This window comes from Devosia sp. (assembly GCF_030689745.1).
Classification (GTDB): domain Bacteria; phylum Pseudomonadota; class Alphaproteobacteria; order Rhizobiales; family Devosiaceae; genus Devosia; species Devosia alba.
The window spans coordinates 25,642-51,890 of record NZ_JAUYGL010000175.1; the positions used below are offsets into that span (position 1 = coordinate 25,642).

Genomic DNA, 26,249 nt, shown 5'->3' on the forward strand with positions numbered 1-26,249 from the left:
TCTCAGGGCCAGCGGACTTCGGGCGGCATCGATGACAGAATCGAATTCACGTTGCCACCGGTCTTGAGCCCGAAGGTGGTGCCGCGGTCATAGAGCAGGTTGAATTCGACATAGCGGCCGCGTCGCACCAATTGTTCGTGCCGGTCCGCCTCGGTCCAGGGCGTTTCGAAATTGCGCCGCACCAGCATGGGGTAAATCTGCGCGAACGCTTCGCCCACCGCCTGGGTGAAAGCGAAGTCAGCGTCCCAGTTGCCCGAATTGTGGTGGTCGTAGAAGATTCCGCCCGTGCCGCGTGGTTCATTGCGATGGGGCAGGAAGAAATACTCGTCGCACCAGGCCTTGTAGCGATCATAGTCAACGCCGGGTCGGTCTACGCAGGCGGCCCGCATCGCGGCGTGGAAGTCCACGGTGTCGGCATCGTCCTGGGTGCGGCGTCGGTCCAGCACCGGGGTCAGATCGGCGCCTCCGCCAAACCACTGTTTGCCTGTCACGATCATGCGCGTGTTCATGTGCACGGCTGGGACATGGGGATTGCAGGGGTGCGCGATCAGCGAAATGCCCGAGCTCCAGAACTGGGCCCCTGCTTCGGTGCCCGGCATCTGCTTGGCGAAATCCTCGGAAAATTCACCGTGCACGGTGGAGATATGCACGCCGGCCTTTTCAAAGACCCGGCCATGCAGCATGCCCATCTCCCCGCCACCGCCGGTCGGACGATCCCAGGGGGTGATCTTGAACTTGCCCGCCGGCCGTTCGGCGTGGGGGCCGGTCACGGCAGCCTCGATGGCCTCAAGCTCCGCACAAATACGGTCGCGCAGCGTGCGGAACCAGTGCTGGGCGGTGATCTTCTTGTCGTCGATATCGGGAGGGAGTGTCATGGTATCCGTGAAATGAACCGTCATTGGAGTTCTGTAAAGCCATTGGTCTGTCTTTTTGCCTCGCCCAGGACAAGCGTGGCGGCCAGCGCGACATTGATCGAGCGCAGGCCGGGCCGCATGGGAATGCGCAAGGCCAGATCGGCCGTATCTGCCACCGCGTCGGGGACGCCAGCGCTCTCGCGACCCACCATGACAATATCGGCGGGCGTGAAGCTGGCGGCATAGGCCGAATTGGCGCTCTTGGTGGTGAGCAACACCAGGCGGCGATTTTCGGTACGGCGCCACTGGTCGAAGTGACTCCAACTGGCGTGCTCGCGGACGGCGGCGTGGTCGAGATAGTCCAGGCCGGCGCGGGCCAGGGTTTTGGCAGAAAACGCAAAGCCTGTGGGGTGGATGATGTGGATGGCCGTGTCCAGGCACGCACATAGCCGGATCAGCGTGCCGGTATTGTTGGCAATATCGGGTTGATAGAGGGCAAGTTCGACCGGCATCACAATCCCCAGCAAGTGGAGTGCAGCCTAACCTGCAGAGGCGGGCTTTTGTCGGGTATAGTGTCGCAGTTGTTCGCCGTCAGGGCGCGGATCACTGGACAAGCGCTTGGGACAGTGCAAAAAGACGCCAACTGACGGGCCGCTTGAGGGTGGTTGGCTGGTGATTCCGCACATGCGTGAACTACACCACTGCTACCGGCCGCGTCTGATCTGATAGTACGGGGAACGGACCTTGGCCACGGAAGCTCAACAATCAACGACACGACGGGATTTCCTGTTCGTAGCAACTGGCGCGGTGGCAGGCGTCGGTGCGGCGGCAACTGTCTGGCCGCTGATCAATCAGATGAATCCTGATGCCTCGACCCTGGCGGTCGCCAGCATCGAGTTCAGCCTCAACGGCATCGAAGAGGGACAGTCCGTGACCATTCTGTGGCGCGGTCTGCCGGTGTTTGTGCGCAATCGCACCGCCAAGGAAATCGAAGAGGCCAAAGCGGTTGCGCTGGCCGATTTGAAAGACCCCGAGACCGATGAGCAGCGTACCAAGGAAGGCCACGAGCAGTGGCTGGTGATGATCGCCAACTGCACCCATCTGGGCTGCATTCCAACCGGTGAATCGGGCGAGTTTGATGGCTGGTTCTGCCCATGCCACGGGTCGCAGTTCGATACCGCCGGCCGTATCCGCAAGGGTCCCGCACCGACCAATCTGGTCGTTCCACCATATGAATTTATCAGCGATTCGCTGATCCAGATCGGTTAGTGGGGGCTACCGCGATGTCAGAACACTCAACTTACACTCCCGGCTCCGGCGTCGAGAAATGGCTCGATGAACGGCTGCCGATCATCCGGTTCTCCAAAGAGCACCTGATGGACTTCCCGACGCCCAAGAACCTCAATTACTGGTGGACCTTCGGGGCCATTCTGGTGATGTGCCTGGGCATCCAGATCGTTACCGGCGTGATCCTAGCGATGCACTATACGCCCAATATCGCCATGGCCTTCGACTCGGTCGAGCATATCCGCCGTGACGTCAATGGCGGCCGGATGATCCAGTCGTTCCACGCCGTGGGCGCCTCAATGTTCTTTGCGGCCGTCTATATCCACATTTTCCGTGGCATGTATTTCGGTTCCTACAAGGCACCCCGCGAGATCCTGTGGATCCTGGGCGTGCTGATTTTCGTGCTGATGATGGCAACCGCCTTCATGGGCTATGTGTTGCCCTGGGGCCAGATGTCTGGCTGGGCCGCGACCGTGATCACCAATATCTTTGCGGCTATCCCGATTATCGGTACGCCGCTGCTCGAACTGCTGCGTGGCGGGTTCTCGGTGGGCAATCCCACGCTCAACCGCTTCTTCTCGCTGCACTATCTGCTGCCGTTCGTCATCGCCGCCGTGGTGGCGCTGCATATCTGGGCGCTGCACGTGCCGGGCAACAACAACCCGACCGGTGTGGACGTCAAGGATGGCCGCGATACCTTGCCCTTCCATCCGTATTACACGATGAAGGACGCCTTCGGCATGGTGCTGTTCATGATCCCGTTTGTCTGGTTCGCCTTCTTTGCGCCAGACATTCTGGGTCACCCGGACAACTATATCGAGTTCAACAGCCAGGTGACGCCTGCCCATATCGTGCCCGAATGGTATTTCCTGCCATTCTACGCGATCCTGCGCGCCATCGACTTCAACCTGCTCTTCATCGACTCCAAACTGTTGGGCGTGATCTTCTTCGGTGGCTCTATCGTCATCCTGTTCCTGCTGCCATGGCTGGATACATCGAAGGTACGCTCGGGCAATTTCCGTCCGATGTTCAAGTGGTTCTACTGGCTCTTCGTGGTGAACTTCGTCGCGCTGACCTATCTGGGTGCGCAGCCTGCCGATGCTACCGGCGTGCTGTTCTCCAAGATCTGCACTGCTTACTATTTCATCCACTTCATCGTCATCCTGCCCGTGCTTAGCCGCATCGAGAAGCCTCGGCCCCTGCCGACCAGTATCTCGGAAAGCGTGCTGGCCAAGTCACACGCGTAAGGGAGGGGCAGGTAATATGTTCAATACCAAGACAGTTCTCGCTACATTGGCCGTACTGGCCGGACTTTCCGGCGTGTCGGCGACACAGGCGGCTGGCGAAGTCGTGCATATCGAGAAGCAGAGCTGGAGTTTTGCTGGCATCTTTGGCACCTATGACCAGAACCAGCTGCAGCGCGGCTTCCAGGTGTTCAATGAAGTATGCGCCAGTTGCCATGGCGCCCGCTTGATCGCCTTCCGCAACCTGGCTGAAGAGGGCGGTCCGTCCTTCTCTGAAGCCCAGATCAAGGCGCTGGCCGCAGAGTATGAAATCGCCGATGCGACCGCCGATGGTGGTGTGCGTCCAGGTGTAGCGGCCGACAGATGGCCGTCGCCGTTCGAAACGGAACAGGACGCCCGTGATGCCAATGGCGGCTCGCTTCCACCGGATTTCTCGGTGCTGGCCAAGGCTCGTGGCGTGCACGATGCCTTCCCATTCTGGGTCTTTAATTACTTCACCGGCTATTCCGAAGGCGGCCCGGATTATATTCACGGTCTGCTGACCAGCTATGAAGATGAGGCGCCGGAAGGTTTCGAACTGCCAGAAGGTAAGTACTACAACCATGTGTTCCCCGGCAACGCCATTGGCATGGCGCCGCCGCTGTCGGATGGCCAGATCACCTATGAGGTGGCGGAAGGCCAAACCGCCGTGCCAGAAACAGTAGACCAGTATTCTACCGACGTGGCTGCCTTCATGATGTGGATGGCCGAGCCCCATCTGTCGGGTCGCAAGCAGACTGGGTTTGTCGTGTTGCTGTTCCTGGTGGTATTCGCCGGGTTGATGTATGGCACCAAGCGCAAGATCTGGGCGGGCATCGAACACTAGTTGCCGGCCGCTCGGGGGCGAAAACGCGCCAGTCGCGCGTTTTCAGGCAACTGGGCCCGAAGAGCTCCGCTCGACGGACAATCAGATAGAGGGCCCCATTGGGGCCCTTTTTTCGTTTCTACGCATCACATCGGCAACAGGGACTTGCCATTTTCGCTCCGGGTCGCAATATGCTTGAACATGTCGGTCCGCTATCGAGGGAGCCCTGATGTCCGCTATTCGTCTTGCCGTGACCGTCGTCGGTGCTGCCGTCAGCCTGTCCCGCAATCCGGTGGTACGCGCCGGTATCCATGCGGTGACCAGCAATCCCAAGACCCGCGAGACCGCGATCAGTGTAACCCGCAAGGCCGCCTATAACGCCGGCGTTGTGGCCCGGCATCTGGTTGGCCGCCGCCTTCCCTGAACGCCCACGACCCCAGGATTTCTATGTCGCTCGATCTCAAGGCTCTGGTGCGCACAATTCCAGACTATCCCAAAAAGGGCATTCTGTTTCGGGACATCACCACGCTGATCGAGCACCCCCAGGGGTTCAAGGAGAGTGTCGAGCAGATCGCGCGTCAGTATCGGGGGCGGGGAATTACCCATGTTGCCGGCATTGAGGCCCGCGGCTTCATCTTTGGCGCCGGCGTGGCCATTGCGCTGGGTGTTGGCTTCATTCCGGTGCGCAAGAAGGGCAAGCTGCCGGGCGAGACCATCGGGCAGAACTACGCGCTGGAATATGGCGTCGATACCATCGAAATCCATGCCGACGTGCTGAACGAAAAGCATGTGGTTCTGCTGGTTGACGATCTGATCGCCACGGGCGGCACGGCCATCGCCGCTGTCGGTCTGCTGCGCCGCACTGGCGCGACGGTGAAGGGCGCGGCTTTCGTCATCGACCTGCCCGAGATTGGCGGCGCTGCCAAGCTGGCGGCGGAGGGCGTTGAAGTCAGTGCCCTGATGGCGTTTGAGGGCCACTGAGGCGCCAGTCCGCCATTTGCAGTGAGCTCCCACGGAGGCCTCGACAAAGCCTACCAGCTATTGCGCCCGTCGATCTGCTCGATATCCAGCTTTGACCAGTCCAGATCGTCGATCAGGCGGAGATTGACGGCATAGCTGCGCGTTGCCGGAATGCCAGTGGCATCGGGATTCTTGGGCGTGCCATCCATATTGTACATGGAGGCCCAATCCGGCGACTCCCCCCAGGTCTGCATCCCGCAATGGCCGCAGAAATGGTGCTGGTTGACGCCGTCGCTGGCCGAATAGGTGCGCTCGTCATCATTGGCACGGATGTCCAGTTCGTCAGAACCAAAATAACCCCACACGGCACCGGTGCGGGCGCAGTAGCTGCAATTGCATTGTTTGGCCTGGGTTGGCAGGTGCGGCAGGGCAATGGAGGTGGCGCCGCAGTGGCAGGTGGCGAACAGGGTCATGGCAGGTCTCCTTGACGGTGCCTGCACTCTGTCGGTTGTTGGTGACAGTCTCTGTCAGCAGCGGCGAACGGGCCCCCGGCGTGGGGACCCGTCCGCCGCTCAGGTCGGCGTCAGGACTGATTGGATTGGGGTGCCTCCTGCAGGGCAGGGTCAGGGTCGTTGCGGGTCTTCCAGAGCGAGTAGGCGATGCCGCCACCCAGAATGCTGATGGTCACCACCAGTGAGAGCAGGGTGTCAATCTTGATGCCTAGGGGCACCAGGAAGATCTTGATACCGACCAGAACGAGAACAATCGCCAGCGATATCTGCAGATAGCGAAAGCGGCTCATTGCTGCGGCCAGGGCAAAGTACAGCGCGCGCAGCCCCAGAATGGCAAAGATGTTGGAGGTGTAGACGATGAAGGTATCCTGCGTAACGGCAAAGACGGCCGGGACGGAGTCAACGGCAAAGACCAGATCGACGAGTTCCACCATGATCAGGGCCAATCCCAATGGCGTCAGCCACAACACCAGCTTGCCGGTCTTGGGGTGCGGCTGCCGCGCCGTGAAGTCGTGCCCATGCAGTTGTTTGGTGATGCGGAAATGCTTGGTCAAGAAGCGAAATGCCGGGTTCTCCTCGATGTGAGGCTGTTCCCCCTGGTGGCTGAACATGCGAATGCCGGTGAATATCAGAAAGGCGCCAAACAAGAACAATATCCAGCTGTACTGGTGCACCAGCGCGGCACCCAAACCGATGAGAATGGCGCGCAGCACCACAACACCGATAATCCCCCAGAACAGCACACGGTGCTGGTAGATCCGGGGAATGGACAGGAAGGTAAAGATCGACGCGATGACAAACATGTTGTCCATCGCCAGGGACTGCTCGATCACATAGGCGGTGTAGAATTCGAGCCCGGATTCAGCGCCGCGCTGCCACCACACCCAGCCGCCAAAAGCCATGGCAATGGCGACGTAAAAGCCATACAGGCTCAGGCTTTCGCGGGCGCCGATCTCATGTTCATCCCGATGCAGGACACCCAGATCGAAGGCCAGCAGGCCGATGACAATCGCGATGAACGCGACCCAGAAATAAATTGGTGTACCAAGAAATTCACCCATCAGGGCGCTAAGCAGCGTTTCCATCGCCGGACCATCTCCATGTTCGTTTGGAGTGGCTCCGACATCACGAGAACATCAAAGTTCTCGCCAGAGGGGCCCGGCGCCACCTGGGCTAAGTGTGATCTGGCGCCAGAATTTCAAGCCCCGCGCGCAAAAAAAACTTCTCAGCGCGGCGTGCACAGCATGACGATGGCTTCGGCGGTTTCGAGTTGAATGGCCGCGCCATGGTTCGGGTCGGGGATAACCCGACCGGCCGTGATGTTGCGGGCGGCCCTGAGGCCTCCGTCAACGAAGCCGACGCCGTCTTCATAGCCGGTTACGGTGCCGGTGCCTGAAGCGGCATCGCCCGGCACGGTCGAGGCAAAACCGTAGACATTGCCGTAAATGGTCAGAATGCCGGCCTTGGCGCTGGTGGCGTCGCGGCAGCCCCAATTGCCCTCAAAGCTCTGGGCGAGCGATGGGGTGGCGGACAGGACGGTGAGGGCAGCTATCAGGGCGATTCGGCGCATGCGTCCACAGTGCCGGGCCAGGGCGCGGCTTTCAAGCGCGGCGTTTGAGCAGGGGCCCCAATACAGGCAGATTGCTGAGGGCCAACATGATCTTGAGCTTGAGCGGCATCTGATAGTCGCGCAATTTCGAGAAACCGACGAGATTGGCGCGATAGACCAGGTCACCATGCTGGTTGATTGCGGTGAGCTTGTTGAACAACAGGCCCCAGCCTGGGATGGAATTGGAAGGGCGCTTGTCGGTGACCACCAGTTCGTAGCTGACCGTGTCGCCGGGCCGCACGGGTACCTTGAAATCCATGCTGTTAACGCCGGGCGAGGGACCAGAGACGCCCGGTTCCAGCCCCATGGCGCGCAAACGCTCTTCCTCGGCAAACAGGGTGTCAACCATCAGGCGATGACCGACGCTGACCGTGTGCCAGCCACTGGCCACCAGACCGCCAAAATGACTGTGCTTGGCTGCCTCGGCATCAAGGTGGAAGTACTGCGGGTCATACAGCGTGGCGAAGCGGACGATCTCGTCGGCGTCGAAGGTGTGGCTGCCCAGCACAAACACCTCATCGATGATGATATCCTCGAACCAGCGGGTCATGTGCCAGCTCCGGGAGTGCGGGTATCGACGAGATTGGCCAGGCGCATGCTCAGAACCGAAGCGCCCTTCTGGTTGCGCATGTCAAACTCCAGCGTGACAATACCCCATTGCGGGTGGCTTCCGGAGCGGCGCAGGTCGACAATGGTGACCGTGCCGCCAATGGTGTCGTTGACCATGACCGGGTTCTTCCATTTCAGATCGGAAAATCCGAGCCCGCCGGCCGAGGCGATTGTGCTGAGAAAGCTGTCGACCAGCATGCGCAGGCCGAGCCCGCCCGTCTGCCAGCCGCTGGCGGCCAGGCCGCCGAGCAGGCTTGCCTTGGCTGCGGTTTCATCGAGGTGAAATGGGAAGGGGTCAAACTCGGTGGCGAAGGTGATAATCATCGCCTTGCTCACCGTAATGTGGCCCAGATCGATCACCTCTCCAATGGCGAGATCCTCGAAATGACGGCGGTCTTTGGTGACTGGATTGGTCATTGGGCTGCCCTATACGTCAATCGACGTTCTGCCCGTTTTGGCCGTGCAAGGCAACCCGGTTGTCACGGACCGACTGGCAGCCGCAGGTGAGGTGAAGGTACAGAGGAGTTGTGGAACGCACGCCTAAAGAAGGTCGGCTGGTAGTGTTGCTGGCAAGCGGGGGCGTTCGATCGGGGGGGCGTACCGATCCCAGCCACCACTGCCGGCTCGTCGAAAAAGTTGCTCACCGCCAAGGGCGCGTTGGCAACGGTGGGTCGTGGTCGTTCAGATCTCGTGCGCGAGGTGGCCGGGGATATCGACGCCGCTTTCGGCATACTCCCGGAGCTTGTTGCGCATGGTACGGATTGAAATACCCAGAATGATGGCTGCCCGGGTCCGGTTACCTTCGGTATGTCTTAGCGTTGCCAGGATCAGGTCGCGTTCAACCTCCGCAACCTGCAAACCGACCAAGGCTTCAGCGGCTAGCGGATTAGGCGCCTGAACAGAGGTGTTGAGATTGTGCATGGTGTCACTTTCCGAGCCCCCAATGTTGCGTCCGGAACGGCATTAGAATGGCGCGGTATGGTTAATGCATCATTAACAATGTCTGGAGCGTGCATCACATCTGTGACTAATTTTCAAAATAAATATAGCGATTATAAGGGCTTGTACTAATTGACACCCTGGTTCCAGGGCGCTCTGGCGCTGGCACTATGTTCAATGCGGCGGTGTGATCGTCGCTTCTGTGCCTCGGGCAGATCCATCGGCGCCTGCTCGTGTACGCTGGGTATCATGCCTTGTGGGTACGGACATTATGGGGCTGGACTTGCGTCAGCACATAGCGGTGCGTTGCGTATTCTCTGCTGAGAGCGACGAAGCCGAGGCGTTGGTAGAAGGCAAAGGCGGCCTCGGGTGCATTGGTGTTGAGATAATCAAAATAGGTCGCGGCATTGCGCTGCATTGCACCGATCAGGAGCTGACCAATGCCGTGCCGCCGGTACTGTTCGGCGACATAGAGGTAGCGGATGCGGCCCGCTCGCGGGTGCGGATCATAGGGGTCGACATTACGACCGCAGGTTCCCACCAGCGTTTCGCCATCCCAGGCGCCGAACACGATCTCACCGTCACGATCAAAAGTGTTGGCGCCGCTGCGCCAGTTCTCGTCAAAGTACGACAACATCTGATGGCCACCGGCGCGGCTCTCGGCCAGCAATCGGTCAAAGCCAGCCGCGTCCGGGGTGACTGGCGCGAGAGTGAACACCCCTAGGTATTGAACTTGAACAGCATCACGTCGCCATCCTTGACGACATACTCCTTGCCTTCGTCGCGCGCCTTGCCCGCTTCCTTGGCGGCCACTTCGCCGCCCAGGGCCACGAAGTCATCATAGGCAATGGTCTGGGCGCGGATAAAGCCGCGCTCGAAGTCGGAATGGATTACGCCGGCTGCCGCGGGAGCCTTGTCGCCCTTGTGGATGGTCCAGGCGCGCGATTCCTTGGGGCCGACGGTGAAATAGGTCTGCAGGCCGAGCAAGTCGTAGGCTTCGCGGATCAGCCGGTTCAGACCAGCCTCGTGCAGGCCCAGCGATTCCAGAAATTCAGCGCCCTCGGCATCGGGGAGCTGAGCAAGTTGGGATTCGATCTCGGCGGAGATCACTACCACGCCGGCATCGTGGGCCTTGGCGTAATCTTCGACCAGCTTGCTCATGGCGTTGCCGGTGGCAGCCGAGCCTTCATCGACATTGCAGACATAAAGCGCGGGCTTAGAGGTCAGCAATTGCAGTTCCTGGAAGGCCTTTTCTTCCTCGGCGTCGCGCTGGACGAAGCGGGCGGACCTGCCGTCGCGCAGCAGCACGAGCGCGCGATCGATCAGCTCGAGCGTCAGCTTGGCATCCTTGTCGCCCTGTTTGGCCTTCTTCTCGACGCCGGTGCGGCGCTTTTCGAGACTTTCCAGATCGGCCAGCATCAGCTCGGTTTCGACCACTTCGGCGTCTGCCAGCGGATCGACCTTGTTGGCGACGTGGATGACGTTGCCGTCTTCAAAACAGCGCAGCACATAGGCGATGGCATCGCATTCGCGGATATTGGCGAGGAACTGGTTGCCCAGGCCTTCGCCCTGGCTGGCGCCCTTGACCAGACCGGCGATGTCGACAAAGCTCATGCGGGCGGGCTGCACATTGATCGATTTGCCGATTTCGGCAAGCTTGTCGAGCCGCGCATCGGGCACCGAGACTTCGCCCACATTGGGCTCAATGGTGCAGAACGGGAAATTGGCGGCCTGGGCGGCAGCGGTGCGGGTCAGCGCGTTGAAGAGGGTCGACTTGCCGACATTGGGCAGGCCGACGATGCCCATCTTGAAACCCATGGGGAATGCTCCGGAATTTGTTAGCCTTCACTTCGTTCGGATAGGAAGAGAAGTCAATGCGTGGCGCGGCAAAGCTGGCTTGTCGCGGCGGTCATTGCGGCCTATTAGCACTAACATACTAGTTTTTCTCATTCCCGTGTCGGAGGCGTCGCATGACCCTGTTTCTCTCTCTGGTCATCCTGGCCGTCCTGGCGGCCGCGGCCTTGTGGTGGTTCTATCGCGGCCGCCATATGGGCTCGTTCACGCCAGCTATGGGCACAAGCCCTGCCATTCCCAAGGCCAAGCCGCAGGGGGCGTTGCCGATGCTGAAAATGCCGACGGCCAGGGGCTGGGAGCCGGGCGAAAAGCCTGTTGTGGCTCCGGGCCTCAAGGTGACGCCGTTTGCGACCAATCTGAAGCATCCACGTTGGGCTTATGTGCTGCCCAATGGCGACGTGCTGGTGGCGGAGTCGTCATCGCTGCCCGGAACCGTCAAGAATGTGCGCGACTATGCGATGAACCGGGTGATGCGCCGGGCCGGCGCCACACGCCCCAGTGCCAACCAGATCACCCTGCTGCGTGATGCCGATGGCGATGGCGTGCCGGAAGTCCGCGAAGTGTTCCTCAAGGACCTCAGCCAACCCTTCGGCATGGCTCTGGTGGGTGACCAGCTCTATATCGGCAATACCGATAGCGTGGTCGCCTTCCCCTATGAAACCGGCCAGACCAGGATTACGGCGCCCGGCCGCAAGCTGATGGAAATGAAGCCCGGTGGCCACTGGACGCGCAATCTGATTGCCAGCGCCGATGGCTCCAGGCTCTATGTGGCAGTCGGCTCGGACAGCAATATCGCCGAAAATGGTCTGGAGCCCGAAGCGGGTCGCGCCTGCATTTATGAACTCGATCTGGTGACCGAAAAGCATCGTGAGTTTGCGGGTGGTCTACGCAACCCGGTTGGCATGGCCTGGGAGCCGACCAATGGCTTGCTGTGGACCGTGGTCAATGAGCGCGATGGACTGGGCGATGAAACTCCGCCCGACTATCTGACCTCGGTCAAGGATGGCGGCTTTTACGGCTGGCCGTTCAGCTATTGGGGGCAGACGGTCGATGACCGTGTGCCGCAGGACGCCGCCAAGGTCGCCAGTGCCCTGGCGCCCGACTATGCGCTGGGTGGTCATACCGCCTCGCTGGGCCTGTGCTGGCTGCCCGAGAACACGCTGCCGGGCCTGCCCTCGGGCATGGTGATCGGTCAGCATGGTTCATGGAACCGCTCCAAGCTGAGCGGCTACAAAGTCATTCTGGTACCGTTTGCCAATGGCCAGCCGCAAGGCGCGCCGGTTGATATCCTGAGCGGATTTCTTGCCGAGGACGAAAAATTCTCACGCGGCCGCCCGGTGGGTGTAGCGATGGCCAAGGACGGCGCGCTGCTGGCGGTCGATGATGTCGGCGATGCCGTGTGGCGCGTGACGGCAGCCTGATTGCTGCCAGGCTGGTTTTGATTGCGGCGCGTCGATCCAGGTCGGCGCGCCGTTTGCTTGTCAGTCGCCCTTGAACAGCCGCTTGAGCATATCGGCCATGGGCCCGCTGCTGGGCGGTGCGGCCTGCGGCTTGGCGGCCCGGGCCTGCCGGATATGGCTCTGGCCTTTGGGTGCGGCGCCCGGCTCAGCTTTGGCCTCGCGCGTGGACTTGGTGTTGGCGTCGGGATCGTCGGCTGGTTTGGTGGCGAGAGCCAGCTTGTTCATGAAGCCGCTATCGTCGCCCTTGAGCAGCAGACCGACATGCATGCCAACGGCATCGAGCAGGGGGTCTAGCCAGATCTGGTCGGCCTTGGCGAAGTCACCCAATACGTGGTGGGTGACATACTCTTTGCCCGGATGCCCGATACCGAGACGAACGCGCTTGTAGTTCGTCCCGATCTGCGGATCGATGGAGCGCAGGCCATTGTGACCGCCATTGCCGCCGCCGATCTTGACCCGCACCTTGGCTGGCGCCAGGTCCAGTTCGTCATAGAACACGATGATGTCGGCGGGCTCGATTTTGTAAAACTTGGCGACCTGCTGCACGCTGTCGCCGGAGCGGTTCATAAAGGTCTGCGGTTTGAGCAGGATCACCTTCTCGCCGCCAATCGTACCTTCCGCAAGGCTGCCCGAGTGCTTGGTACGGAATGGTGCAATGGAATGGGCGCGGGCAATGGCGTCAAGCGCCATGAAGCCGATATTGTGGCGGTTTGCCTGGTATTGGCTACCTGGATTGCCCAGGCCGACAAGCAGCTTCATCACTCACTCCAGAAACGAAAGAGGCGACCCGAAGGCCGCCTCGAACATATAGCAGAAGGCGCGCAGGTCGATTACTCGGCCTTTGGTTCGGCTGCCGGAGCAGGCGCTTCTTCTTCGGCTTCCCCGTCATCGCCAGCCGACTTGAGGGCCGACGGCGCCACGATGGTCGCGATGGTGAAATCGCGGTCGGTGATGGTTGGGGTAACGCCCTTGGGCAGGGTCACTGTCGAGATGTGGATCGAATCGCCGATATCAAAACCGGACATGTCGACGGTGATCTCTTCAGGGATCGCATTGGCTGGTGCCGACACTTCCACGGTGTGACGCACAACATTGAGCGTGCCGCCGCGCTTCAGGCCTGGGCTGGCTTCTTCATTGATGAAGTGCACATGCACCTGAACATTGAGGCGCGTGTCCTTGCCGATGCGGAGGAAATCCACATGCAGCGGAAAATCCTTGACCGCATCAAGCTGGTAATCGCGGGGGATCACGAGGTGCTTGGTGCCGTCCACATTGAGTTCGAGGATGTGGGACAGGAAGCCGCCAGCATAGATGAACTTGTAGGCATCTTTGTAAGCGAGGGAGATGGCAACAGGGGCCTTCTTGTCACCGTAGATAACAGCAGGAACGAGTCCCTGACGACGCAATTCGCGAGCGGCCCCCTTGCCAACTCCGTCACGCGCCTGTGCATTGAGCACTTTAGTTTCAGACATGGAAATATCCATTCCGGTTGGTGTATGCGTCACTACAACAGCATACGCGCCCGTCCTCCAGGGGTGACGAGCGCTTCATGGGGCGGCTATAAACCAAAGGCAGGTGACGGGCAAGCAGAATGGAAAACGCATCCCGGCGAGCGGCACGGTCGGGTGTTCAACGCGAGCAAGTCGGGCCGCCAATGAGCCTGGCCGCAGGCTTGTGGGTTGTGCGCTTCCCAAAGGGCAGGGGCGGCAGGATGCCGGTTTAGTCGAAGAGGCTGGAGACGCTCTGCTCGCTGGCGGTCCGGGCGATGGCTTCGCCAATCAGCGGGGCGATGGCGAGGCGGCGAATATTGCCGGCCAGGCGCTGGGCCTCGGTCTCCTCGATGGAATCGGTGACCACGAGTTCCTTGAGCATGGAGCCGCCAATGCGCTCGGAGGCGCCTTCGGAGAGCACGCCGTGGGTGATATAGGCAGACACTTCACTGGCGCCGGCCTTGAGCAGGGCTTCGGCAGCATTGACCAGGGTGCCGCCGCTATCGACGATATCGTCAATCAGAATGCAGGCCTGGCCACGCACATCGCCGATGATGTTCATCACTTCGGAGACGCCAGCGCGGGGGCGGCGTTTGTCGACAATGGCCAGATTGGCGCCAATGCGACCCGCGACATTGCGCGCCCGGACCACCCCGCCAACGTCTGGCGAAACGATCATGACATTCTTGACGTCGTAATGGTCCTGAATGTCGCGCACCATGACCGGTGCGGCGGTCAGATTGTCGGTGGGAATATCGAAAAAACCCTGAATCTGGCTGGCATGGAGGTCGAGCGTCAACACGCGATTGGCGCCGGCCTGGGTGATCAGATTGGACACCAGCTTGGCCGAAATGGGTGTGCGCGGGGCCGATTTGCGATCCTGGCGGGCATAGCCGAAGTAGGGGATCACTGCGGTAATACGACGGGCCGACGAGCGCCGCAGCGCATCGGTCAGGATCAGCAATTCCATCAGATTGTCATTGGCAGGAAAGCTGGTCGACTGCAGGATGAACGCGTCCTCGCCGCGCACATTTTCATGCACCTCGACGTAGACTTCCTTGTCGGCAAAACGCCTGACCGTACAGTCGGTCAAAGGGAGTTCGAGATAGCTGGCAATTGCCTGGGCAAGGGCCCGGTTCGAGTTGCCGGTCACCAGCTTCATGGGGCGCGATCCTGTCTCAACTGGCCTCCGGGAGCGAGGCCTTCCAGTTTCGCGGCAGCTTTAGCGAGTCCATCCCGGACTCGCAATGTCGCAATTAGTCTTGGGTAAAGAATTACGTCAGACCGATGACAGCGAGCTGTCGGCCGGTCCTGGTCTGCTGGTGCGTGGCATGGCGGTGCGAGAAATAGCGCGTGGGGTTGCCATAGGTGCAGCCGCCTACGCGGTCGATGCTCTGGACGCCGGCTGCAGTGAGGCGATCGGCGACGAAGCCCGGCAGGTCGAAGTGCTCGATGCCGCCTTCGGGCACGAAAATGCGGTTGTCAGCATCAGGGTGGAGCGCCAACAGATCGGCGGCAAATTGCGGACCGACCTCGTAGTTGGGCCCGGAAATAGTGGGGCCGATGGCGGCGACGATACGGTCAGTCTTCGCGCCCAGCGAGACCATGGCGGCGATAGTTGCTTCGACAATCCCCGAGGCCGCACCCTTCCAGCCAGCATGAGCCGCGCCGATAACGCCAGACTGGGCATCGGCAAAGAGAATTGGCGTGCAGTCGGCAGTCAGGATGCCGAGCAGCGGACCGGGGCGGTCGGTGACCATGGCATCGGCTTCGACCACTTCGTCGGGTGCCATGGTGCCGTGGACCACGTGGATATCGGCCGTGTGGGTCTGCCTGAGGATGACCAGGTCGGTGGGGGCGTAGCCCATGTTGGCGGCGATGCGGGCGCGGTTGGCCGTCACGGTGGCATGGTCGTCACCGGTCGTGAATGAAACATTGTTGCTGGCATAGACGCCCCTGGACGCCCCGCCCGCCCGGCCAAAAAAACCGTGGCGCAGGCCGCTCAGCGCGGCGCTGGTCTCAAAAGGTGGCGCGCCCATCATTCAAATCCGGGCGGCTGCAGACCCGGGCTGGCGGCGCAGAAGGCCTTGAACAGATTGCCCATCTTGTCTGGATCCACCAGCCGGGCTCTTGCGGTCGACAAATCTTCGGCCGAGCCGGGATTGGCGGCGATAAGGGCGCTGGTGCGTTCATTGATGCCCATGCGGGTGAGGAACTGGCCCTGGGTGGCCAAGGGCTGTACGGCCAAACCGGCCTTGGCGGCAATGGTGCCCAGCGCCTCGAAGTCGACATGGGCCGAGATGTCCACTTCGCCGGGCGCGTCGAGCACGTCGGCATATTGATGACGGCGGACGCCCTGCAGGGTCTCCCCGGTCTGGGTGCGGGCATAGCCATAGTCCATGGCGAGGATGGCGCCGCCCTGGGTGGAGATGGTGGTGGCGAGGCGGTTCATCACCTCACCGCTGGCCAGCCCCACTTCGAGCACGGCGTTCAGTTCGGCCCCTGCCAGTGTATCAGGCATGGCCGAGGCCGGGATCGGGGTGGGGTTGAGGCCAAATACCAGGCGGCCATTATTGGTGCCGACCATGCGTTCGTGCCAGCCATCCTCGGTGCGAACGAACTGGCGGATTGGCAGGGCGTCGAAGAATTCGTTGGCAATGACCAGCAATGGCCCGGGGCCGACCTTGTCAAAGCCATCGATCCACTTGGCGCCATAGACCTCAAGCCGGGCGTTCTGCTCGGCAATCAGCGCGGGGTTGGTCTCAAACAGGCGCAGGTCCAGCGCGTCGCGAAGTCCTTCGGCGCGGCAGGCAACGCGCAGGATATCGGCCATCAGCGTGCCGCGGCCGGGACCGAGTTCGAGCAGGGTGAATGCTTTTGGGCTCCCCATTTGTTGCCAGAGATTGACTACAAAGAAGCCGATCAATTCGCCGAACATCTGGCTGATTTCCGGTGCGGTGACAAAGTCGCCGGCGCTGCCGAGCGGGTCGGCGGTCTTGTAATAGCCCTTGGTCGGGTGGGTTAGACACAGGCCCATATAGGTGGCCACCGACATCGGACCGGTGGTGCGGATTTGCATGTCGATGAGTTCGGGCAGGGTGGGAGGCGTTTGCTCAGTCATGTTAAGCTCGCAATGCGCTTTGGCTGCGCGTCGCCGCATAGATCACAAGGCCAATGCCAGCGAGCACCAGCGGCAGGCTGAGCAGCATGCCCATGGTCAGCCAGCCGCCAAACAGGTAGCCGATATGGGCATCAGGCAAGCGGACAAATTCGACGGCGATACGCGACAGGCCATAGCCGATGCCGAACACGCCAGCGACCATGCCGGGGCGGCGCAGGCTATAGAACACATGGGTGAAGACGCGGATGATCAGAAATAGCAGCAGGCCTTCGAGAACAGCTTCATAGAGCTGGCTGGGGTGGCGCGGCAATTGTTCGGGGTCGGTGGGAAAGATCACGCCCCAGGGCAGGGTTGTGGGGGCGCCGTAGAGCTCGGCATTGATGAAATTGGCGATGCGGACCAGGAAGATGCCGATAGTGCTGACCGAGGCAATCAGATCCAGCGCGCTCAGCCAATTGCCCTGTTTGGAGCGGGTGAAGACGATGGCCGCCAGCATCAGCCCCAGCATGCCGCCGTGATAAGACATGCCACCATCAAGCGTGTTGAGGATCTGGGTCGGGTTCTCCAGATAGAATGGCAGATTGTAGAACAGCACATAGCCCAGCCGGCCGCCGAGCACGATGGACAGCATGGTCCAGAAAGCAAAGTCCCAGATATCGGCAGCTTTGAAAGGCGGTTGCCCCTTGTGCCACAGGCGTGAATTGGCCAGCAGCAAATAGCCATAGCCGGCGCCCAGGCCGACGCCGAACAGATAGCCCAGCGCATACCAGCGAATGGCGATGGGACCAATGGCGAGGGCGACAGGATCGATATTGGGAAATGGCACGCGCGGGCTCCTGCGGCAATCGGCGGGACCATTGCCGCTTCGCTCTCTCTGGTCAAGTGAGCATCCATCACCTAAATATCAACGCAACAGGTCAACCAAAAGAGTGTGCAATGAACCAGAGCAACAAGATTTTTGATGGCCTCGGGCGGGTGATGAACGAAGCCGCGGGTGTCGCGGATGGGGTGCGCCGGGAAGTTGAAACCGCCGTCAAGTCGCAGGTTCAGCGTCTGGTGGCCGATATGGATCTGGTCAAGCGCGAGGATTTCGACGCGCTGCGCGAACTGGTGCAGGTGCAGGGCGAAGAGATCGACACGCTGCGCAAGGACCTGGCAGCGCTCAAGGGCGGTTCGGGCAAAGCCAAATAGGCATGCGCCTCGCGGTCCTTTCGGATGTGCATGGGTCGCCCGATGCGCGCTATGCCGTGATCGAACGGCGTGGCGGCAGGTGGTTCACCACGCTGCGCGTGGTTGAGTATGATCATGAAGCGGCCGCCGCGCAGGTTGTCGCCAATGGGTTTGCGGCCTGGGCGGAGGTTGTGAACTCGGGCTGGGCCCAATCCGCCCCGTTTTGAGGCAAAAGCAGTAGTTGATACGGGCTCGCTGTTAATAGCCTGTTAACCCTAAGCCCCCGATCATCATCCACAAGAGATTGTCGTCCGGCAAACGGCTCCCGTGCCCTGAATCAGTTGGCACGTGTAGGTTGTTTTCATCAGGACGATTCGTAAGCCGTTGTGCCTGCAAACAGTTCCCTGAGTACCCCAGAATTGCCGGCCCATCGGGCAGCATGAATTCATACTCCGCGTTGCCAGGACGGAAGACGTCAATGTCACTCATCCAAGTCGAGCTCGATCGCAATGTTCACCCCGTGGACATCATTGAGCATATCGCCTCGATCAATGACTGGACTTTCGAGCGACAGGACGCCGACGAAATTTCCATTTCGGTGCGCGGTGGCTGGTGCGACTACCATGTCTCATTCAACTGGATGGAAGATCTGGAGAGCCTGCATATTGCCAGCGCTTTCGATCTGAAAGTCCCTGAAGGCCGGCGCGCCGAGATCAAACAGCTGATTTCGCTGGTCAATGAACAATTGTGGATTGGTCATTTCGATATCTGGAACAAGGAAGGCGTGGTGCTGTTCCGCAACTCGCACCTGCTGACGGGTGGCGCCGAGGTGTCGCCGCAGCAGTGCGAAGCATTGCTGCGCTCGGCCACCGATAGCTGCGATCTGTATTATCAGGCCTTCCAGTTTGTGGTCTGGGCCGGCAAGTCGGCCGCCGAGGCGCTGAGCCATGTGATGTTTGAAACGGTTGGCGAGGCATGAACACGGCCCTCAACAGTATTGGTCCGATCATGCTGGTGGGGGCCGGCAAGATGGGCGTGGCGCTGGCGCGAGGCTGGCTAGACGCGGGCCTGGCCGCAAGCCAGCTGGTTATCGTGCACCCGCGGCCCGGTGAAGACCTGCTGGAACTGGCGCGCGACCATGGTCTGGCGTTGAGTACCGAAGCCAGCGGATTATCGCCCAATGTGCTGGTGGTCGGGGTCAAGCCGCAGGTCATGGATGAGGTGCTGGAATCGCTGGCGCCCGTCATCGCGCCGCATACGCTGGTGGTGTCGATTGCGGCGGGCATTGATCTGGCGCGGCTGGCCAGCAAGGCCGGGACGCAGCGGGTGATGCGCACCATGCCCAATACGCCGGTGCAGGTACGCAAGGGCATGATCGGGGTGGTTTCCGGCCCCGATGTGACGGCGGAAGATAAGGTAGCGATGGACACCTTGCTATCGGCTTCCGGACAGGTGGTCTGGCTCGACGACGAGGCGCAGCTGGATGCGCTGACCGCCGTGTCGGGTTCGGGCCCGGCCTATGTCTTCCACATGGTTGAAGCACTGGCCGCCGCTGGCAAACGGCAGGGCCTGCCTGACGATATTGCCGAGCAATTGGCGCGGGGCACCGTGATCGGCGCAGCCGCCCTGATGGATGCGGGGACCGTCTCGGCGACGGTGTTGCGCGAGAATGTGACGTCGCCCAAGGGCGCAACGGCTGCGGGTCTGGCGGTGCTGATGGGCAGCCATGGTCTGACTGAACTGATGGATCGCACAGTCAGTGAGACCCGCAAGCGGACGGAAGAACTGGGTCGGATATAGCTGGCATCGACATGACCAGAAAAAAGGAGCGCGTCACCTCCAAGTAAACGCGCCCCTCCCGATAGCTGGCTGTCTGATGCTCAGGCGCCGGTCAGTTCGTCGGCAGCGGCCTTGCCCGTGCGCTTGTCCTTGACGATCTCGTAATTGACCTTCTGGCCCTCATCCAGGCCGTTCAGACCAGAGCGCTGAACAGCTGAGATGTGAACAAATACGTCAGCCCCGCCTTCGTCCGGCTGAATGAAGCCATAGCCTTTTTGGCCGTTGAACCACTTTACAGTGCCAGTTGCCATGATGCGCGTTCCCTCGTGCAGTCTGCTGGTAGCTGGCCGCAGCCACTATTGACTCCGGCCATCGGTGATATCGAGTAACGGAAATTGACGTCAGCAGAAGCGAAGGAAAGTTCGCGTAATCAGATCAGTCGGCCGCAATATTCGATCCAGTCAGCTTAGCGCCAAACATAGGGCTGTTCAATATCTGTATAGACATACCGAAAAACCCGGCGGAACACTGTTCTCGTCAGGGCAAAACAAAGCGTCGTCAAGTATTTGCACCAGACTTCGAGAATCTGGAGCAGACGCGCGCTGGACTGGCTGGCCATGCCAGGCCTTGCCCAATCCAATGGCGTCGCGTGCCCATCCAGCCTCGTGGGGCCGAACCGAGCAATGCCAGCATAGCGCAATACTGCCCCACGAAAACCTGTCATCGGGCAGGGCTTGATAATCGGGGCGATCGACAGGCTTGCATTCGCGGCAAAATTGGCGCAAATCACCGCGCGCCGGGCCATTGGGGTCGGTAAACCATCAGAGATCACATCGTCTTGACCAAGGCGTCCTACTCTTCCGGCGATGTCATCGCGGACCGTCGTGCGGGCTATGCCAGGCTGCTCGCCGCAGATGGTGAGCTGCTTGCCGCCGCTGACCTGATGCAGCAGGCGCTTGAGCTGGTGCCCAACTGGGCCGCCGGTTGGGATTTGCTGGGTGATTACCATGACAAATCGGGCGACGTTGCCGGGGCTATAGCGGCCTGGCGTCATCTGGAAGCGCTTGATGATGCAGGCGTCTTTGGTGCGCGGCTGAAACTGGCGCTGCACGGCGCCAGTCCAGCGGGGGAGGGCACGGCGGTCAGCTATGTCGAAGCGCTGTTTGATCAATATGCGCCCAAGTTCGAGAACTCGCTGGTTGGCAAGCTCGGCTATCGCGTCCCCGAGATGCTTGATGATCTGGTGGCCGAAGAAATGGGCCGGTTGGGCATTGCGCAGTTCGAGCGTGGCCTCGATCTGGGCTGCGGCACCGGCCTGATGGGGCAAAGATTGCGTGGCAAGGTCGCCTACCTCGAAGGCATCGATATCTCTGCCGCCATGATTGCCGAAACCGCCCGCAAGGGCATTTACGATCGTCTGGACAAGGCCGAACTGGTGGCCGCGCTGAATGGGCGACGAGCCGATGCCGATCTGGTGACTGCTGCCGATGTGTTCATCTACTGCGGCGCGCTGCAACCGGTGCTGGCCGCGCTGGTGCCGGCCCTGCGGCCAGGCGGAGTGGTGGCATTTTCGCTGGAAGCCCATGATGGGGAGGAGGCGGTGTTCCTGCGACCGTCCCTGCGCTACGCCCATGGCCCCAGCGCGACGCGCGATGCGGTGGTCGTGGCCGGGCTTGAACTCCTGCGTTTTGAAGCCGTGGTGTTGCGGTTTGATCGCGGTGCGCCGATCAATGGCCTGCTGGTGGTGGCGCGCAAGCCGCCTGTCGATGTCCATGCTGCCAATGATGGTGCGGGTGCGGGCGGTGATGTCGCGGCATAGACAGTATGCAGGAGCAGGACGAAGCAGCTAGGCTGGTCTGATCTCAACTGGAAACTGCCATGAACGCGATCCGCTTTGACTTTCGATCCGACACCGTCACCCGGCCATCGGCCGACATGCGGCAGGCCATGGCAGCTGCCGAGGTCGGCGACGACGTGTTTGGCGACGACCCCAGCGTCAATCGGCTCGAGCAGCGCATGGCGGCGATGCTGGGCAAGGATGCGGCGCTCTTTGTTCCCTCTGGGACGCAATCCAATTTGTTGGCGCTGATGAGCCATTGCGGGCGCGGCGACGAGTATATCGCCGGGCAGAATGCCCATCTTTACAGCCATGAGGCAGGTGGCGCCGCGGTGCTGGGATCGATCCAGCCGCAGCCCATTGCGCATCAGGCTGATGGCACAATGGCGCTCGACGATATCGAAGCGGCGATCAAGCCGGATGACAACCACTATGCCCGCACCACGGTAATCGCCCTGGAGAACACGTTTGGCGGCAAGGTCCTGCCGGTCCAGTACATGCAGAGCGTTGCGGCCATCGCGCAGCGCCATGGGCTGGGCCTGCACCTCGATGGTGCCCGGGCTTTCAATGCCTGCGTGGCGCTGGGGATGGACATCGCCGTGTTTACGGCGCCCTTCGACAGCGTCTCGATCTGCCTGTCCAAAGGGCTCGGCGCCCCGGTCGGCTCAGTGCTAGTCGGGCGGCGGGACCTGATCGACAAGGCGCGCCGCCATCGCAAGATGCTGGGCGGCGGCATGCGCCAGTCCGGCATTCTGGCGGCTGCCGGGCTCCATGCGCTTGATCACCATATCGAGCGGCTGGCCGAGGATCATCGCCGTGCCCGGAAGCTGGCTGAAGGGCTGGCAGCATTTGCCGCGCTGACAGTCACCGTGCCCGATACCAACATCATTTTTGTGGATATGGAACGCCAACTTGGCGCCCGCTTCACTGACTTTCTTGCCAGTCGCGGCGTTGGTGTCACCGGGCGCTATGGGCAGCAGCGCTGGGTTACCCATCTTGATGTCGACGATGCAGCGGTAGAGGGCGCGCGGATGGTGGTAGCAGAATTCTTTGCCGTTGAGGCCCAATAGAGATCTGAGGGCTCAGCCGGCAATTGGGGCGTCGCACAGCATGCGCGACGCCCCATATTCGTGGCTAGAGCGCGAAGTAGCTCTGCAATGGGCGCACGGTCAGATTGCCCTTCTGCAAAGCGACGATGCCTTCCACGGCGGCGAGGGCGCCGTCGATGGTGGTGTAGTAGGGGATCTTGGCGAACAGCGCGGTGCGTCGAATATCACGGCTGTCGCTGATGGACTTCATGCCGTCGGTGGTGTTGATCACCAACTGCACGCCGCCATTCTTCATCGAATCCACGATATGCGGCCTGCCTTCGAGCACCTTGTTGATCTTGGTGGCGGCAATGCCGTTCTCGACCAGTTATTTCTGCGTGCCGCCGGTGGCGATGATGGTGAAACCGCCCTCGACGAGATGGCATGCCATATCTACGATGTACTGCTTGTCGGCATCGCGCACCGAGATGAACACGGCGCCGCTGGTGGGCACCTTGGAGCCGGCACCGATCTGGGACTTGGCGAAGGCCATGGCGAAATCGGTGTCGAGGCCGATGACCTCGCCAGTCGACTTCATTTCCGGGCCGAGCACGGTGTCGACACCGGGGAAGCGGTTGAAGGGGAAGACGGCTTCCTTGACGGCAACGTGCTTGAAGGTCCTCTCCACCAAACCGAAGCTGGCCAGGCTTTCGCCGGCCATGATGCGGCTGGCGATCTTGGCGATGGGCTGGCCGATCACCTTGGCGACGAAGGGCACGGTGCGGCTGGCGCGCGGATTGACTTCGAGCAGGTAGATGACGCCGTCCTTGAGCGCATATTGCACGTTCATCAGGCCGCCAACCTTGAGGGCAAAGGCGAGTTCGGCGGTCTGGCGCTTGAGTTCGGCCATGACTTCGGGGCTCAGATTCTGCGGCGGCAGCGAGCAGGCACTGTCGCCGGAGTGAATGCCGGCCTCTTCGATATGCTCCATGATGCCGGCGACAAAGACGTCCTTGCCGTCACAGAGGGCGTCAACGTCGATTTCGGTGGCGCCCGACAGATAGGCATCAAACAGCAACGGGTTGTCGGACAGCACTGAGTTGATCTGGCCGGTCTTGTCATTGGGATAGCGCAGCATGATGTGCGGCGGCACCAGCCCGGTCAGCGTGTCCTGCACATAGCGCTCGAACTCGCCTGATGAGTGGACAATGGCCATGGCGCGGCCACCCAGCACATAGGAGGGCCGGATGACCAGCGGATAGCCCAGCCGTTCGGCGACGATGCGGGCCTGTTCCAGCGAATAGGCGATGCCGTTCTTGGGCTGGGTCAGTTCCAGCCGGTTGAGCAGTTTGGAGAACTGGTCGCGGTCTTCGGCCAGATCGATGGCGTCGGGCTGGGTGCCCAGGATCGGCACGCCGGCTTTCTGCACGGCTTCAGCCAGGTTGAGCGGGGTCTGGCCGCCGAACTGGACGATGACGCCGTGCAAGGTGCCGTTCTGCTTCTCGCGCTCAAGGATTTCGATGACGTCTTCTTCGGTCAGCGGCTCGAAATACAGGCGATCGGAGGTGTCATAGTCGGTCGAAACCGTCTCGGGGTTGCAGTTGATCATGATCGTTTCGTAGCCGGCGTCGGCCAGCGCGAAGGCCGCATGGCAGCAGCAATAGTCGAACTCGATGCCCTGGCCGATGCGGTTGGGTCCGCCGCCGAGAATGACTACCTTCTTGCGATCGGTTGGCCGGGATTCGTCGGCCACAGCGCCAGCGAAGGGTACTTCATAGGTTGAGTACATATAGGCCGTCGGCGAGGCGAATTCGGCCGCCGAGGTGTCGATGCGCTTGAAGGCCGGCCGGACGTCGAGCGTGTGGCGCAGCTTGCGCACGTCGGATGCCTTGAGATTGGCCAGTTGAGCCAGGCGCGGATCGGAAAAGCCCATGGCTTTGAGGGCGCGCAGATTGACCGCATCCTGCGGCAGACCGAATTCGCGCACCTTAGCTTCCATGTCGATGATGCCCTGCATCTGCTCGAGGAACCAGGGATCGATCTTGCAGGCTTCGTGGATGTCTTCGAGTGACATGCCCAGGCGCATGGCCTCGGCCACGTGCAACAGACGGTCGGGTGTGGGGGTGCCAAGGGCAGCCTTAATGGCGTTCTTGTCTTCGCCTTCGCCGAGGCCAGGAATGCCGATCTCGTTGAGACCCGTCAGGCCGGTTTCAAGCGAACGGAGCGCTTTTTGCAGGCTTTCCTGGAAGGTGCGGCCGATGGCCATGGCTTCGCCAACCGACTTCATCGAGGTGGTCAGGCGATTGTCGGCACCGGGGAATTTTTCAAAGGCAAAGCGTGGGATCTTGACCACGACATAGTCGATGGAGGGCTCGAAGCTGGCCGGGGTCATGCCGCCGGTAATGTCGTTGTCCAACTCGTCGAGCGTATAGCCAACCGCCAGCCGCGCCGCGACCTTGGCGATGGGGAAGCCGGTAGCCTTGGAAGCGAGCGCCGACGAGCGTGACACGCGCGGGTTCATTTCGATCACCACCATGCGGCCATCGGCCGGATTGATGCCGAACTGCACGTTGGAGCCGCCGGTTTCCACGCCGATCTCGCGCAGCACCGCAATGGATGCGTCGCGCATGATCTGGTATTCCTTGTCGGTCAGCGTCAGTGCCGGCGCGACAGTGATGGAGTCGCCGGTATGGACGCCCATCGGGTCGATGTTCTCGATCGAGCAGATGATGATGCAGTTGTCGTTCTTGTCGCGGACAACCTCCATCTCATACTCTTTCCAGCCGAGTACGCTTTCTTCCACCAGCACTTCATTGGTGGGAGAGGCATCGACGCCGCTCTCGACAATGGCCAGATACTCTTCGCGGTTATAGGCGATGCCACCACCGGTGCCGCCCAGGGTAAAGCTGGGGCGGATGATGCAGGGCAGGCCGATCACTTCGAGCGCCTGCAGCGCCTCGATGGTGTTGTGCGCCAGCATGGAACGCGGGGTTTCCAGGCCGATCTTCTTCATGGCGTCGCGGAACAGTTCGCGATCTTCGGCCTTGTCGATGGCCTCGGCATCGGCGCCGATCATTTCGACATTGAATTTCTCCAGAATGCCCATCTTGCGCAGCGACAGCGCGCAGTTCAGCGCGGTCTGGCCGCCCATGGTGGGCAGCAGCGCATCGGGGCGCTCCTTCTCGATAATCTTGGCGACCACTTCGGGGGTGATGGGCTCCATATAGGTGGCGTCGGCCAGGTCCGGATCGGTCATGATCGTGGCCGGATTGGAGTTCACCAGAATGATGCGGTAGCCCTCTTCCTTGAGCGCCTTGCACGCCTGGGTGCCGGAATAGTCGAATTCGCAGGCCTGTCCGATAATGATCGGACCCGCACCGATGATGAGGATCGATTTGATGTCGGTACGTTTTGGCATGGTTCTCGCTCGGCTCTAGGACGCGGGGGCCGGGCGGGAAGAATCACCCGGCGCTCAGGCCACCCGCACCACTCGCGCACGACAACTGGGCGTTGCGGCGCATGGGGAAGGTTTGGACGGGGTGGTTAAGTGGGCTGTCTAATGGAGAAGAGCACGAAAGGGAAGGGGGCGTGGATTGATCTTGATTGCTCCATCCAAGGGAAACCATGATGATTTTTGGCTCTGTCCTCACGC

The 26,249-nt window shown here is 61.0% G+C and carries 29 protein-coding genes and 2 pseudogenes; 12 read left to right on the forward strand and 19 right to left on the reverse strand.

Annotation, left to right across the window (positions count from 1 at the left end):
- Positions 1–2: 2 nt before the first annotated feature.
- Entirely contained in the window at positions 3–899 is an 897-nt protein-coding gene (hemF, locus tag Q8O80_RS15155; RefSeq protein ID WP_305580708.1) for an oxygen-dependent coproporphyrinogen oxidase, read from the reverse strand.
- On the reverse strand, positions 896–1,366 hold the full coding sequence (locus tag Q8O80_RS15160; RefSeq protein WP_305580710.1) for a tRNA (cytidine(34)-2'-O)-methyltransferase: 471 nt from the start codon (positions 1,364–1,366) through the stop codon (positions 896–898). The genes hemF and Q8O80_RS15160 overlap by 4 nt, the downstream gene beginning before the upstream one ends.
- A 232-nt stretch (positions 1,367–1,598) precedes the next feature.
- Here Q8O80_RS15160 and petA point away from each other — a divergent pair, with 232 nt between their 5' ends.
- The 5 genes from petA (at position 1,599) to Q8O80_RS15185 (ending at position 5,210) form a co-directional block, all read left to right on the forward strand.
- Positions 1,599–2,123: a ubiquinol-cytochrome c reductase iron-sulfur subunit gene (gene petA / locus Q8O80_RS15165; protein WP_305580712.1), complete on the forward strand. Its 525-nt coding sequence runs from the start codon at positions 1,599–1,601 to the stop codon at positions 2,121–2,123.
- Between the two features lie 14 nt (positions 2,124–2,137).
- A complete protein-coding gene (locus tag Q8O80_RS15170) occupies positions 2,138–3,388 on the forward strand; it encodes a cytochrome b N-terminal domain-containing protein (protein WP_305580714.1) in 1,251 nt (416 codons plus the stop codon).
- Between the two features lie 16 nt (positions 3,389–3,404).
- Positions 3,405–4,250, forward strand: coding sequence for a cytochrome c1 (locus tag Q8O80_RS15175; protein WP_305580716.1), 846 nt, complete (start codon positions 3,405–3,407; stop codon positions 4,248–4,250).
- A 208-nt stretch (positions 4,251–4,458) separates the two neighbouring features.
- Positions 4,459–4,653, forward strand: a complete 195-nt coding sequence (locus Q8O80_RS15180; protein WP_305580718.1) for a hypothetical protein — start codon at positions 4,459–4,461, stop codon at positions 4,651–4,653.
- A 23-nt stretch (positions 4,654–4,676) separates the two neighbouring features.
- Positions 4,677–5,210 carry an adenine phosphoribosyltransferase gene (locus Q8O80_RS15185; RefSeq protein ID WP_305580720.1) on the forward strand — a complete coding sequence of 178 codons (534 nt, stop codon included), beginning with the start codon at positions 4,677–4,679 and terminating at the stop codon, positions 5,208–5,210.
- A gap of 50 nt (positions 5,211–5,260) precedes the next feature.
- Here the strand turns inward: Q8O80_RS15185 and Q8O80_RS15190 are convergent, their stop codons facing one another.
- The 8 genes and pseudogenes from Q8O80_RS15190 to ychF form a co-directional block, all read right to left on the reverse strand.
- On the reverse strand, positions 5,261–5,662 hold the full coding sequence (locus Q8O80_RS15190) for a GFA family protein (RefSeq protein WP_305580722.1): 402 nt from the start codon (positions 5,660–5,662) through the stop codon (positions 5,261–5,263).
- A gap of 110 nt (positions 5,663–5,772) precedes the next feature.
- Entirely contained in the window at positions 5,773–6,786 is a 1,014-nt protein-coding gene (locus tag Q8O80_RS15195; protein WP_305580724.1) for a TerC family protein, read from the reverse strand.
- A gap of 140 nt (positions 6,787–6,926) precedes the next feature.
- Positions 6,927–7,271, reverse strand: a complete 345-nt coding sequence (locus tag Q8O80_RS15200; protein WP_305580726.1) for a hypothetical protein — start codon at positions 7,269–7,271, stop codon at positions 6,927–6,929.
- A 31-nt stretch (positions 7,272–7,302) separates the two neighbouring features.
- Complete coding sequence (locus Q8O80_RS15205; RefSeq protein ID WP_305580728.1) at positions 7,303–7,860, reverse strand: MaoC family dehydratase; 558 nt, start codon at positions 7,858–7,860, stop codon at positions 7,303–7,305.
- Complete coding sequence (locus Q8O80_RS15210; RefSeq protein WP_305580730.1) at positions 7,857–8,336, reverse strand: MaoC family dehydratase; 480 nt, start codon at positions 8,334–8,336, stop codon at positions 7,857–7,859. Before Q8O80_RS15210 ends, Q8O80_RS15205 begins: the two co-directional genes overlap by 4 nt.
- A gap of 264 nt (positions 8,337–8,600) precedes the next feature.
- A pseudogene (locus Q8O80_RS15215) lies at positions 8,601–8,789 on the reverse strand (helix-turn-helix domain-containing protein); the annotation flags it as partial.
- 316 nt (positions 8,790–9,105) lie between these two features.
- On the reverse strand, positions 9,106–9,576 hold the full coding sequence (locus Q8O80_RS15220; RefSeq protein ID WP_305580732.1) for a GNAT family N-acetyltransferase: 471 nt from the start codon (positions 9,574–9,576) through the stop codon (positions 9,106–9,108).
- Between the two features lie 2 nt (positions 9,577–9,578).
- The gene (ychF, locus tag Q8O80_RS15225; RefSeq protein ID WP_305580734.1) at positions 9,579–10,676 is read right to left on the reverse strand and encodes a redox-regulated ATPase YchF; all 1,098 of its coding nucleotides are present in this window, start codon (positions 10,674–10,676) and stop codon (positions 9,579–9,581) included.
- Positions 10,677–10,828: 152 nt separating this feature from the next.
- Here ychF and Q8O80_RS15230 point away from each other — a divergent pair, with 152 nt between their 5' ends.
- On the forward strand, positions 10,829–12,133 hold the full coding sequence (locus tag Q8O80_RS15230; RefSeq protein WP_305580736.1) for a sorbosone dehydrogenase family protein: 1,305 nt from the start codon (positions 10,829–10,831) through the stop codon (positions 12,131–12,133).
- A 60-nt stretch (positions 12,134–12,193) separates the two neighbouring features.
- On the opposite strand, the gene pth is transcribed toward Q8O80_RS15230, so the two are convergent.
- The 6 genes from pth to lgt all read right to left on the reverse strand — a co-directional run bounded on the left by pth (position 12,194) and on the right by lgt (position 17,609).
- Positions 12,194–12,931 carry an aminoacyl-tRNA hydrolase gene (pth, locus tag Q8O80_RS15235; protein WP_305580738.1) on the reverse strand — a complete coding sequence of 246 codons (738 nt, stop codon included), beginning with the start codon at positions 12,929–12,931 and terminating at the stop codon, positions 12,194–12,196.
- A gap of 71 nt (positions 12,932–13,002) precedes the next feature.
- Positions 13,003–13,644, reverse strand: coding sequence for a 50S ribosomal protein L25/general stress protein Ctc (locus Q8O80_RS15240; RefSeq protein WP_305580740.1), 642 nt, complete (start codon positions 13,642–13,644; stop codon positions 13,003–13,005).
- A gap of 247 nt (positions 13,645–13,891) precedes the next feature.
- Positions 13,892–14,824, reverse strand: a complete 933-nt coding sequence (locus Q8O80_RS15245) for a ribose-phosphate pyrophosphokinase (protein ID WP_305580742.1) — start codon at positions 14,822–14,824, stop codon at positions 13,892–13,894.
- Positions 14,825–14,936: 112 nt separating this feature from the next.
- A complete protein-coding gene (pgeF, locus tag Q8O80_RS15250) occupies positions 14,937–15,701 on the reverse strand; it encodes a peptidoglycan editing factor PgeF (protein WP_305580744.1) in 765 nt (254 codons plus the stop codon).
- Positions 15,701–16,783 (reverse strand): class I SAM-dependent methyltransferase, encoded by a 1,083-nt coding sequence (locus tag Q8O80_RS15255; RefSeq protein ID WP_305580746.1) that lies wholly within the window; start codon positions 16,781–16,783, stop codon positions 15,701–15,703. The genes pgeF and Q8O80_RS15255 overlap by 1 nt, the downstream gene beginning before the upstream one ends.
- A gap of 1 nt (position 16,784) precedes the next feature.
- Positions 16,785–17,609, reverse strand: coding sequence for a prolipoprotein diacylglyceryl transferase (gene lgt, locus Q8O80_RS15260; protein WP_305580748.1), 825 nt, complete (start codon positions 17,607–17,609; stop codon positions 16,785–16,787).
- A 110-nt stretch (positions 17,610–17,719) separates the two neighbouring features.
- Here lgt and Q8O80_RS15265 point away from each other — a divergent pair, with 110 nt between their 5' ends.
- The 4 genes from Q8O80_RS15265 (at position 17,720) to proC (ending at position 19,753) form a co-directional block, all read left to right on the forward strand.
- Positions 17,720–17,974, forward strand: coding sequence for an accessory factor UbiK family protein (locus Q8O80_RS15265; RefSeq protein ID WP_305580750.1), 255 nt, complete (start codon positions 17,720–17,722; stop codon positions 17,972–17,974).
- Between the two features lie 2 nt (positions 17,975–17,976).
- Positions 17,977–18,180, forward strand: coding sequence for a hypothetical protein (locus Q8O80_RS15270; RefSeq protein WP_305580752.1), 204 nt, complete (start codon positions 17,977–17,979; stop codon positions 18,178–18,180).
- A 251-nt stretch (positions 18,181–18,431) separates the two neighbouring features.
- On the forward strand, positions 18,432–18,932 hold the full coding sequence (locus Q8O80_RS15275) for a YbjN domain-containing protein (RefSeq protein WP_305580754.1): 501 nt from the start codon (positions 18,432–18,434) through the stop codon (positions 18,930–18,932).
- Positions 18,929–19,753 carry a pyrroline-5-carboxylate reductase gene (gene proC / locus Q8O80_RS15280; RefSeq protein ID WP_305580757.1) on the forward strand — a complete coding sequence of 275 codons (825 nt, stop codon included), beginning with the start codon at positions 18,929–18,931 and terminating at the stop codon, positions 19,751–19,753. The genes Q8O80_RS15275 and proC overlap by 4 nt, the downstream gene beginning before the upstream one ends.
- Before the next feature lie 80 nt (positions 19,754–19,833).
- Here proC and Q8O80_RS15285 read toward each other — a convergent pair whose 3' ends face one another.
- Entirely contained in the window at positions 19,834–20,043 is a 210-nt protein-coding gene (locus tag Q8O80_RS15285) for a cold-shock protein (RefSeq protein ID WP_305580759.1), read from the reverse strand.
- A gap of 155 nt (positions 20,044–20,198) precedes the next feature.
- The gene (locus tag Q8O80_RS15290; RefSeq protein ID WP_305580761.1) at positions 20,199–20,537 is read right to left on the reverse strand and encodes a hypothetical protein; all 339 of its coding nucleotides are present in this window, start codon (positions 20,535–20,537) and stop codon (positions 20,199–20,201) included.
- 33 nt (positions 20,538–20,570) lie between these two features.
- On the opposite strand from Q8O80_RS15290, the gene Q8O80_RS15295 reads away from it, so the two are divergent.
- Both Q8O80_RS15295 and ltaE read left to right on the forward strand, forming a co-directional pair.
- Positions 20,571–21,551: a methyltransferase gene (locus Q8O80_RS15295; RefSeq protein ID WP_305580763.1), complete on the forward strand. Its 981-nt coding sequence runs from the start codon at positions 20,571–20,573 to the stop codon at positions 21,549–21,551.
- A 59-nt stretch (positions 21,552–21,610) separates the two neighbouring features.
- On the forward strand, positions 21,611–22,639 hold the full coding sequence (gene ltaE / locus Q8O80_RS15300; RefSeq protein ID WP_305580765.1) for a low-specificity L-threonine aldolase: 1,029 nt from the start codon (positions 21,611–21,613) through the stop codon (positions 22,637–22,639).
- Between the two features lie 64 nt (positions 22,640–22,703).
- Here ltaE and carB read toward each other — a convergent pair.
- Positions 22,704–26,015 (reverse strand): annotated as a pseudogene (carB, locus tag Q8O80_RS15305) (carbamoyl-phosphate synthase large subunit).
- Positions 26,016–26,249 lie beyond the last annotated feature (234 nt).

Excerpts from the sequence above, each read along its gene's own strand:
- Q8O80_RS15210 (WP_305580730.1), bottom strand. The coding sequence starts at position 8,336 with ATGACCAATCCAGTCACCAAAGACCGCCGTCATTTCGAGGATCTCGCC.
- Q8O80_RS15290 (WP_305580761.1), bottom strand. The coding sequence starts at position 20,537 with ATGGCCCGGCGCGCGGTGATTTGCGCCAATTTTGCCGCGAATGCAAGC.
- Q8O80_RS15240 (WP_305580740.1), bottom strand. The coding sequence starts at position 13,644 with ATGTCTGAAACTAAAGTGCTCAATGCACAGGCGCGTGACGGAGTTGGC.
- Q8O80_RS15205 (WP_305580728.1), bottom strand. The coding sequence starts at position 7,860 with ATGACCCGCTGGTTCGAGGATATCATCATCGATGAGGTGTTTGTGCTG.
- pth (WP_305580738.1), bottom strand. The coding sequence starts at position 12,931 with ATGAAGCTGCTTGTCGGCCTGGGCAATCCAGGTAGCCAATACCAGGCA.
- Q8O80_RS15265 (WP_305580750.1), top strand. The coding sequence starts at position 17,720 with ATGAACCAGAGCAACAAGATTTTTGATGGCCTCGGGCGGGTGATGAAC.
- pgeF (WP_305580744.1), bottom strand. The coding sequence starts at position 15,701 with ATGGGCGCGCCACCTTTTGAGACCAGCGCCGCGCTGAGCGGCCTGCGC.
- Q8O80_RS15245 (WP_305580742.1), bottom strand. The coding sequence starts at position 14,824 with ATGAAGCTGGTGACCGGCAACTCGAACCGGGCCCTTGCCCAGGCAATT.
- Q8O80_RS15230 (WP_305580736.1), top strand. The coding sequence starts at position 10,829 with ATGACCCTGTTTCTCTCTCTGGTCATCCTGGCCGTCCTGGCGGCCGCG.
- ychF (WP_305580734.1), bottom strand. The coding sequence starts at position 10,676 with ATGGGTTTCAAGATGGGCATCGTCGGCCTGCCCAATGTCGGCAAGTCG.
- Q8O80_RS15275 (WP_305580754.1), top strand. The coding sequence starts at position 18,432 with ATGTCACTCATCCAAGTCGAGCTCGATCGCAATGTTCACCCCGTGGAC.
- Q8O80_RS15190 (WP_305580722.1), bottom strand. The coding sequence starts at position 5,662 with ATGACCCTGTTCGCCACCTGCCACTGCGGCGCCACCTCCATTGCCCTG.
- proC (WP_305580757.1), top strand. The coding sequence starts at position 18,929 with ATGAACACGGCCCTCAACAGTATTGGTCCGATCATGCTGGTGGGGGCC.
- ltaE (WP_305580765.1), top strand. The coding sequence starts at position 21,611 with ATGAACGCGATCCGCTTTGACTTTCGATCCGACACCGTCACCCGGCCA.
- Q8O80_RS15285 (WP_305580759.1), bottom strand. The coding sequence starts at position 20,043 with ATGGCAACTGGCACTGTAAAGTGGTTCAACGGCCAAAAAGGCTATGGC.
- Q8O80_RS15170 (WP_305580714.1), top strand. The coding sequence starts at position 2,138 with ATGTCAGAACACTCAACTTACACTCCCGGCTCCGGCGTCGAGAAATGG.
- hemF (WP_305580708.1), bottom strand. The coding sequence starts at position 899 with ATGACGGTTCATTTCACGGATACCATGACACTCCCTCCCGATATCGAC.
- Q8O80_RS15160 (WP_305580710.1), bottom strand. The coding sequence starts at position 1,366 with ATGCCGGTCGAACTTGCCCTCTATCAACCCGATATTGCCAACAATACC.
- Q8O80_RS15185 (WP_305580720.1), top strand. The coding sequence starts at position 4,677 with ATGTCGCTCGATCTCAAGGCTCTGGTGCGCACAATTCCAGACTATCCC.
- Q8O80_RS15255 (WP_305580746.1), bottom strand. The coding sequence starts at position 16,783 with ATGACTGAGCAAACGCCTCCCACCCTGCCCGAACTCATCGACATGCAA.
- Q8O80_RS15195 (WP_305580724.1), bottom strand. The coding sequence starts at position 6,786 with ATGGAAACGCTGCTTAGCGCCCTGATGGGTGAATTTCTTGGTACACCA.
- Q8O80_RS15200 (WP_305580726.1), bottom strand. The coding sequence starts at position 7,271 with ATGCGCCGAATCGCCCTGATAGCTGCCCTCACCGTCCTGTCCGCCACC.
- Q8O80_RS15270 (WP_305580752.1), top strand. The coding sequence starts at position 17,977 with ATGCGCCTCGCGGTCCTTTCGGATGTGCATGGGTCGCCCGATGCGCGC.
- Q8O80_RS15180 (WP_305580718.1), top strand. The coding sequence starts at position 4,459 with ATGTCCGCTATTCGTCTTGCCGTGACCGTCGTCGGTGCTGCCGTCAGC.
- Q8O80_RS15175 (WP_305580716.1), top strand. The coding sequence starts at position 3,405 with ATGTTCAATACCAAGACAGTTCTCGCTACATTGGCCGTACTGGCCGGA.